6 protein-coding genes are annotated in these 8,166 nt (G+C 60.3%); 3 read left to right on the top strand and 3 right to left on the bottom strand.

Annotated features, from left to right (window positions below):
* From FJ950_RS16790 to FJ950_RS16780, 3 genes are all read left to right on the top strand, one after another.
* Positions 1 to 2,258 (top strand): VCBS domain-containing protein (locus FJ950_RS16790; RefSeq protein ID WP_210242359.1); only part of this gene is annotated, 2,258 nt, incomplete at its 5' end.
* A gap of 63 nt (positions 2,259 to 2,321) precedes the next feature.
* Positions 2,322 to 4,016, top strand: coding sequence for a type I secretion system permease/ATPase (locus FJ950_RS16785; RefSeq protein ID WP_140617591.1), 1,695 nt, complete (start codon positions 2,322 to 2,324; stop codon positions 4,014 to 4,016).
* A 19-nt stretch (positions 4,017 to 4,035) separates the two neighbouring features.
* Positions 4,036 to 5,373 (top strand): HlyD family type I secretion periplasmic adaptor subunit, encoded by a 1,338-nt coding sequence (locus FJ950_RS16780; RefSeq protein WP_140617590.1) that lies wholly within the window; start codon positions 4,036 to 4,038, stop codon positions 5,371 to 5,373.
* 150 nt (positions 5,374 to 5,523) lie between these two features.
* On the opposite strand, the gene FJ950_RS16775 is transcribed toward FJ950_RS16780, so the two are convergent.
* The 3 genes from FJ950_RS16775 to FJ950_RS16765 form a co-directional block, all read right to left on the bottom strand.
* Positions 5,524 to 5,991 carry a metallophosphoesterase family protein gene (locus FJ950_RS16775; protein WP_140617589.1) on the bottom strand — a complete coding sequence of 156 codons (468 nt, stop codon included), beginning with the start codon at positions 5,989 to 5,991 and terminating at the stop codon, positions 5,524 to 5,526.
* 10 nt (positions 5,992 to 6,001) lie between these two features.
* Positions 6,002 to 6,910: a ribonuclease Z gene (gene rnz, locus FJ950_RS16770; RefSeq protein WP_140617588.1), complete on the bottom strand. Its 909-nt coding sequence runs from the start codon at positions 6,908 to 6,910 to the stop codon at positions 6,002 to 6,004.
* 889 nt (positions 6,911 to 7,799) lie between these two features.
* Positions 7,800 to 8,072 (bottom strand): hypothetical protein, encoded by a 273-nt coding sequence (locus FJ950_RS16765; RefSeq protein ID WP_140617587.1) that lies wholly within the window; start codon positions 8,070 to 8,072, stop codon positions 7,800 to 7,802.
* Between the last annotated feature and the right edge of the window lie 94 nt (positions 8,073 to 8,166).

The raw sequence follows: 8,166 nt of genomic DNA, 5'->3' as shown, positions 1-8,166 counted from the left end.
AGAACGACGCGACGGTGCAGGCGCTCAATACGGGCGGCACGACCACTGACACCTTCAACTACACCGTCAGCGACGGCAGCCTGACCGACACCGCCGTGCTTACCGTCACCATCAACGGCGCCAATGACGCAGCTGTGATCTCCGGCACCTCGACCGGCACAGTCGTCGAGGCCGGTGCAAGCAATGGGTCGGGCACGCCGACCGCCACTGGCACGCTAACTGATACGGATGTCGACAACACGCCCAATACTTTCATAGCGTCCTCAGGGACAACAGGTCATGGCAGCTATACGATGACAGCGGGCGGCCTGTGGACATATACACTTAACAATGCGGATCCGACGGTAAATTCCCTCAATACAGGCCAGACATTGCCGGATACATTCACGGTAATGACGGTGGACGGAACTCAACAAGCTGTAAACATTACTGTACAAGGAGCTAGTGACGCTCAGCTAATAAGTTCTGTTGTAAGTTCAAAGCAGGGTGATGCAAATACCCCAACCACGGTAACTATACATTTTAGCACGACTGGCGTTACGCAGACGTTCGCCAATGTGCTTGATCCTTCAAGTATCGTAACTCTGAGCAATCCATCTAAGGGGACGCTATCGCTGGTCGCGAATTCGGGTTCATTTGACGCGGCACATGATACGTATAGTTTTCAAGTCAATAAAGTCGGGGGCAACAACGGTAGCAGCTTCGACGTTTCGATCAGCGCAGGAGCGTTCCAAGACGCTAGCGGAAACACGAACTCGATCGCAACAGCCACAAGTCTCAAGCCCGCCGGCACCTCCGGCGAGCCTATCAACCTTGCTCTCACCGACCCATCGCATGAGGGCGCGCTCATCACCGTCACGGTGAAGGACGTGCCTTCGGGCTGGACCATCAATGGTGCGACCCATAATGCCGACGGAAGCTGGACGACACAGACCAACGACCTGCACGGGCTGACCGTCACCACGCCGGTTAACTTTACCGGCGCCGCCGTTCTCGATGTCCAGATGACCTGGATCAATGCCGACGGCACCTTGGGCACAGCGTCGATCGCCGACAATGTCGAGGCCTATGCACCGGGGTCGCCGATCTTCGCCTGGTCCGGCGACGACGTGCTGACCGGCTCGCACGGCAACGATCTCTTCGTCTTCTCGCAACCGATTGGCGCCGACACGGTGCACAATTTCGATGCGGCCGCCGACCAGATCGATCTCATCGGCTATAACGGATTGGCGGACTTCGCCGACCTCCAGACGCATATCGCCGACGATGCCAACGGCAATGCGGTGATCGCACTCGGCGACGGACAGTCGATCACGCTGGACGGCGTGCATTCGGGCGCACTCACAGCCAGCAATTTCGTGTTCGACCAGACGCCGGTGGTCAACAATTCAGGCACCATGACGATCGGCGACGGTGCGTTGCTGCCGCTCAGCGGCATTATCAACAACAGCGGCCTCATCTCGCTCGACTCGACCGGCGGCGATACGCTGCTGCAGGTCATCCAGCACGGCGTGACCTTGCAGGGGGGCGGGCAGATCCTGCTGTCCGACAGCGCCGCCAACATGATTTCCGGCACAGGGCCGGACGTCACTCTGGTCAACGTCGACAACACGATCTCGGGCGCCGGCCAGCTGGGCGGCGGCATGCTCAGCCTCGACAACCAGGGCACCATTATCGCCACCGGCTCGCACGCGCTGGTCATCGATACCGGTGGCAGCGTCGTCACCAACTCCGGAACGCTCGAGGCAACGGGTTCGGGCGGCTTGACGGTCGCCGGCGGCCTGGCGAATTCAGGCATGCTCTGGGCCAATGGCGGCGACATCGTGATCCACGGCCAGGTTACCGGCGACGGCGATGCCACCATCGGCAATTTGTCGAAGCTGGAATTCGGCGGCGCCTCGTCGACGGACGTCACCTTCGGACACGACGCTGCCGGCACGCTGCAACTCGACGATTCCTTCGACTACAGCGGACGGATCGGGGGCATCACCAATGATGACAGGCTGGACCTCGGCGATATCCTGTTCGGTGCGGGAACGACGGCCGTCTATCAGGCAAACCAGGATGGCAGCGGCGGAACGCTGACCGTTTCGGACGGCACCCACGGCGCCGCGCTGCATCTGGTCGGCAATTATGATGCGAACGCCTTCAAGCTTGCCGATGACGGCCAGGGTCATACCGTCGTTTCGTACAATCCGGCGGAATTCACGCTGACCGGCATCGGCAATGGAGCGATTTCAAGCGACTTCGTGGTGTGAGCGAAAAGGGCCGCCGGCTACGGCGGCTCCCTGACCTGACGAGTATCGAGTGGGGTTCTGGAAGTGGATAGCAAGTCTCGAATTGTGAAGGATGCGCTTCGGGCATGCCGCCGCTATTTCCTGCTTGCGGCGGCGTTCAGCCTGGCGATCAACCTGCTCTACCTCGCTTCCCCCCTCTACATGCTGCAGATCTACGACCGGGTTGTCACCAGCGGCAGCGAAACCACGCTGGTGATGCTGACCCTGGTGTTGCTGGCAGCCTTCCTTTCGCTGGCGGGTCTCGACCTGGTCCGCGCCTGGATCCTGACGCGTGCCAGCGCCCGGCTCGACCGTCTGCTTTCGGCAAAGATCCTCGCCGCGTCCGTCGAGGCCCCATCGCCCGGTTCCTCGCCGAGCCAGCCGATCCGCGACTTCGATACGTTCAGGCAGGTCATCACCGGCAGCGGCATCCACGCTTTGTTCGATCTGCCATGGTCGCCCATCTACATCGGCATCATCTTCCTGCTGCATCCGTGGCTCGGCTTCTTCGCACTGGGCTGCTCGCTGCTCCTGATCGGCATGGCCGTGCTCAACGAGTATCTCGTGCGCTCGCCGCTGAAGCAGGCCAACGAGCTGGCGACGAACAACTATAACTTCACCGAGATGAGCCTCAGGAACTCCGAAGTCGTTCGCGCCATGGGGATGATCGACGGTCTCATCCGCCGCTGGGGGCGCGACCGCAACCTCGCGCTGCGGCGCCAGGCGGAGGCAAGCGACCGTGCCGCCTTGATGTCGGGCCTCATCCGGTTCCTGCGGCTCACCATGCAATCGCTGATCCTCGGCCTCGGCGCCTATCTGGTCATCGAACGGCAGATTACCGGCGGCACCATGTTCGCGGCGAGCCTCCTGCTGGGCAGGGGGTTGCAGCCTGTCGAGCAGATCGTCGGCCTCTGGCGCAGCCTGATCCTGGCGCGGGCAGCGTTGGCAAGGGTCGAGAGGCTGGTCGACGGGGGCGCGCGCAACGAAAGAGCGTTCAACCTGCCGAAGCCCAGCGGCATGATTTCCGTCGAGCAGGTAAGCTTTGCAATTCAAAGCCAGCAGAAAGTGCTTCTGCGCGACGTGTCGTTTCGGTTGGAAGCAGGCGAGGCGCTCGGAATCGTTGGCCCCTCCGGTGCCGGCAAGTCGACCCTGGCGCGCCACCTTGCCGGCGTCATGCAACCCAGTCGCGGCACAGTCAGGCTGGACGGCGCCGACCTGTCGCAATGGGGGCACGACGCATTAGGTGATCACATCGGCTACCTGCCGCAAGATATCGAACTCTTCTCCGATACCGTCGCCGCCAACATTGGGCGCTTCAAGACCAATGTCGACCAGGAGGTGATCGAGGCCGCGCGGCTCGCCGGCGTACACGAGATGATTATCCGCCTGCCGCAGGGCTATGAGACGCAGATCGGGGAGGGCGGCGCCGTGCTGTCGGGAGGATATCGGCAACGGATTGCTCTTGCCCGGGCGGTGTTTGGAACGCCGAAACTGATCATTCTCGACGAGCCGAGTTCCAATCTCGACGCCGATGGCGATCGCGCGCTGAGCGACTGCGCGATCGAGCTCAAGCGCCGCGGCAGCACTGTTATCATCGTCTCGCACCGGCCCTCGACCTTGGCGAATGTCGACAAGATCCTGCTGTTGCGCGATGGCGCCGTCGAGGCGTTCGGCATGAGAAACGAGATCGTGGCGCTGCTCAACCAGCGCGCGGCTCCAATGGCGGTGGCGACCCAATGAGCTGTGGTCGGAGAGATCGATGAGCGACAGTGCCCTCACTTACCATAGCCTGCCTGGCGAGTCGGGCATCCTGGCTCCGGATTCCATCCGGGTGCCGGCCTATATTGGCCTGCTGATCATAATGGCCTTTTTCGGCATTTTCGGCGGCTGGGCGGCCTTTGCCCCTCTGAACGGTGCCGTGCTCGCCGATGCCATCGTCAAGGTGGAAGGCAATCGCAAGAGCGTCCAGCACTTCGACGGCGGTACGGTGAAGGAGATCCGCGTTAAGGATGGCGACGTCGTCAGGAAGGGCGACATAATGCTGAAGCTGGACGACACCAGGATTCGGTCCGAGTTCAATCTCTATGCCCAGCAATATGCACTGTTGCGCGCAACCGATGCCAGGATCCGTGCCGAATTGGACGGCAGCCAGGCGGTTGCCTTTCCCAAGGACATCCTCAAGGAGCACCAGGACTACCTCAAGGACGCAATGGCAAACCAGATCGCCGACCTGGAAAGCCAACGCGCCTCGATGGCCGGCGCAAGGCAGATCCTCGAGCGGCGCATTGCCGAGCTCGAGGAGCAGATACGGGGCAAGCAGTCTCGGGTCGAATCCTACCGGGCCCAGCTCAAATCGACGATCGGCGAGAAGGCCAGCCTGTCGAAGCTGCTCAAGGCCGGTTTGACGACCCGCCCACGCATCTTGGAACTGGAAAGGTCGGCCTCGGATTTGCAGGGCTTGATCGACGATAATCTCGGCGCCATCGGCGGCACCCTACAGAGCAAAGCCGAACTCGAGAGCCAGATCGCACAATTGACGAATGAGCGCCGGACCAAGTTGTCGGCCATGCTGATCGATACGCAATCGAACCTGTCCGATCTAATACCCAAGATGTTCGCCGCCCAGGCCGCCATGGATCGGGCCGAAGTGCGTGCGCCCTATGATGGCCAAGTGATGGATCTCAGCGTTTTCTCGATCGGTGCGATCGTGGCGCCGGGCCAGACCATCCTTGACATCGTGCCGACCGAGAATTCACTGATCGTCCAGGCACAGGTTCGCGTCGAGGATATATCGAACCTGCGTCCCGACATGGCCGCCGAAGTTCGTTTCACATCATACAAGCAGCGTTCGATACCCATAATTCATGGACGCGTCGCCCGCATTTCGGCGGATCGCATTACCGACACCAAGACCGGCTTTCCCTATTACCTCGCGGACGTAGCGGTCGATCCCGTGGAATTGGCCGCAGCCCCACAGATTGCGCTTTATCCGGGCATGCCGGCGTCAGTCATGATCGTTACCGAGCAACGCACGGCGCTCGACTACATTCTAGGCCCGCTGGTTGTGTCGTTCCACTCAGCGTTTCGCCAGAAATGACGGATCAGTCCATCACCGCACGCGGCGAGAACTCCCGTTAACAACTCGCGAAGAATGCGTGTCTCCGCGTTGCGGCGCGCCTGCCATCTTGTGAAAAATCGAGGAGACACGCGGATATAGGTGCGGGCGTGATGTGCGCGCTGAATTGGTTCAGCCGCTTACCAAGCTCAATATCGAAAGCTCTATGCTGTCTCGAGTGATGTCGACCGTCGCAAGGGTGACAGGCAGCTTAAACCGTCGTGGGCCAGCGCTGCCCGGATTCAAATAAAGCACGCCATCCACTGTCTCCATCCTCGGCACATGCGAGTGACCGGACACGATCAAATCGATGCCCTGGGCAATCGGGTCGATCTGCAGCGTCTTGAGATCATGAAGCACGTAGATTGCTCGCCCGGCAAGACGTACGAGCTCGGTTTCCGCGTAAGGCAGCGCCCAGCCACCGGTGTCTACGTTTCCTCTGATCGCGGTAACCGGCGCGATACAGCGAAGCGCCGTGATGATCTCAGGGCGACCGATGTCCCCTCCATGAATGATGTGGTCGACCCCGGCCAGGCAACGCGCCGCCTCCGGCCTCAGCAAGCCGTGCGTGTCCGAGATGACGCCAATTCTGAATGCCATGGCTCTGCCACTAGACGGTGAGGGTGGTGAAATCCGTTGCGATAAGGCTGTTCGCAAACGCCTGAACGGCTTCCGCGAGAATTTCTTCGTCGGAGTACCGGCCGGAGATGTGCGTAAGAACGAGCTGCTTTACATCGCTGGTCGCTGCCAGCGACGCTGCCTCCGCGGCTGTCAGATGTCCGTAGTCGCGCGCCATCGCTGCATCTCGTTGCAGGAATGTGGCTTCGATGACAAGCAGGTCGGCGCCGCTCACCTTGTCGACCAATCCATCAGTGGTTTCGGTGTCGCCTACAATGACCAGCTTCTTGCCAGCCTCGGGTGGTCCGAGGACTGCTTCGGGAGCAATCGTTCGGCCGTCGGGGAGAGAAATTGAGCGGCCTTCGGCCAAATCCTTCCGGATCGGACCGTCTGGCACACCGAGAGCTGCCAAGCGGTCCGAACGGAGGTGACGACGCGCCGGCGTCTCGAAGACGAAGCCATAGCTGTCGGTGTCGCGATGGCGAACTTGAAAGCAATCGACGGTGAACTCATCCACCTCGAACACGCGTCCGGGGGCAAGCGGCACGAGTTGCAGCGGGATCGGCGCGCGTCCCTCACCCCAAAGGCCAGCGAGCATGCGGGCGACGACGTCAAGAGTGTCTGCGCTGCCATAAATGGTCACATGGTTCTTGCTCTGCCGGAGCCGAAGCGTCGAGAACAAGCCTGGAATCCCGAGCACGTGGTCGAAATGCGCGTGCGTGAGGAGCAGGCGATCAAGTCGCCTGAATCCGGCGCCGCTGCGCAGAAGCTGACGCTGGGTGCCTTCCCCGCAATCGACCAGCACCCGTTGACTGCCGGCTTCAACGAGCAGCGCCGGGTGATTGCGCTCGGCCGAGGGCACGCTGGCCGAGGTCCCGAGGAAGATAAGCTTGAAGGTCATGCGAGCAGTCTACCTCGCGGGCAACGAGACCTCAAAGCGGGCGAAGGAGCGGTCCTTGATAGACGTTCGCTAGCCGGCTTGGTGCCGGAGATATGGACATTGTGCATGGTGCTCTGGACATCGCTGGCGACCTCGATCTGCCCAAGCTTCGCTGTCGGGATTCGACGAAGCGATTTCGCATCTGCGCAACAAGCTCATTGGCATGCTGGTCCAATCTCAATGAGACAGCATTGCTGCGACCTGGTTTCTTGTCCGCCAGGCTTGTGAGGCACTGAAAAAAGGGAAGACAACCAGGTATCAGCAAAAAAAGGCCTCTACCAAAGGCCTGAACGAACCTCGTCGTCGACACTTTGTTGGACATCTATTTCGCCGAGAAGAAGAGGCTCTCCACCTTGCCGAGGAGTAATAGCGGCACAAACTGTCGACCTCAAAGTGCATCGATGACGGTACTTTTCAAGATTGGAGCGCGCATGCCGCTGGGTGCCAAGAGGTTGAAAATCGTCCGATTGATCCGATAGTTGGCGAAATCTCAAAAATATTTTCTAATCGATTTTCTCTTTAAAATCAGAAACCTAGCTTTTTGACGGCCCGTTGATCGGTGTTGTGCGTCACAAATAAGAAAAACCCAGCTGGATCAACGGCCTAGCTGGGTTAGAAACAATCGAGTGGGCGTGAGGGGTAGACGGCAATAGCATAGGTTCGGCACGTAGCGTCGCCTTTCCAAAACAGTCTGACGGCACTGAAATGTGGCTGTGCGCGGATGCAAAGCGTCCTCTGATCTGTGTAGAGCCTTGGCGTACAAAGGCGTGCAGATAGGCGGGTTTGGACAGATTGCCAGCTCTGAACTCGACCTGGGCCTGTCCAAACGTTGCGTCGGTGTAAGCAGGCGCTATGGACAGCGCTTGCGAAAAGGCGCTCCGCGCGGCCGGCGGTCATTGAGACCCAGTTCGGTGAAACCCAGCTGAACCAGCGCGTCGGTATTTGCGGGCTGAAGAGCAAGGACACGCTTCAGCAACCCGGCGGCTTCTTCGAAATACTGTTCCTGCCGGGCCTTGACGCCTTGCGCATAAAGACTATCGGCCGTTTGTCCATGTGCCGCAGTCGCGCAACCGAGATACAGAACCGCGTATCCGGCAAGTGCGACAAGCCGCTTCTGGTGCATCAGACCTTCCCGCCGCGGCTATGATGGCTTGGTGCGACATTCGTGCGCCGCCCCTTCTCCAGGTTTCTTGCCTGCCGTCGCGGAAACCATGTGC

It is taken from the genome of Mesorhizobium sp. B2-3-14 (assembly GCF_006442175.1).
In the GTDB taxonomy this organism is placed as follows: Bacteria; Pseudomonadota; Alphaproteobacteria; order Rhizobiales; family Rhizobiaceae; genus Mesorhizobium; species Mesorhizobium australicum.
This window is presented reverse-complemented; position numbering and strand designations above follow the sequence as displayed.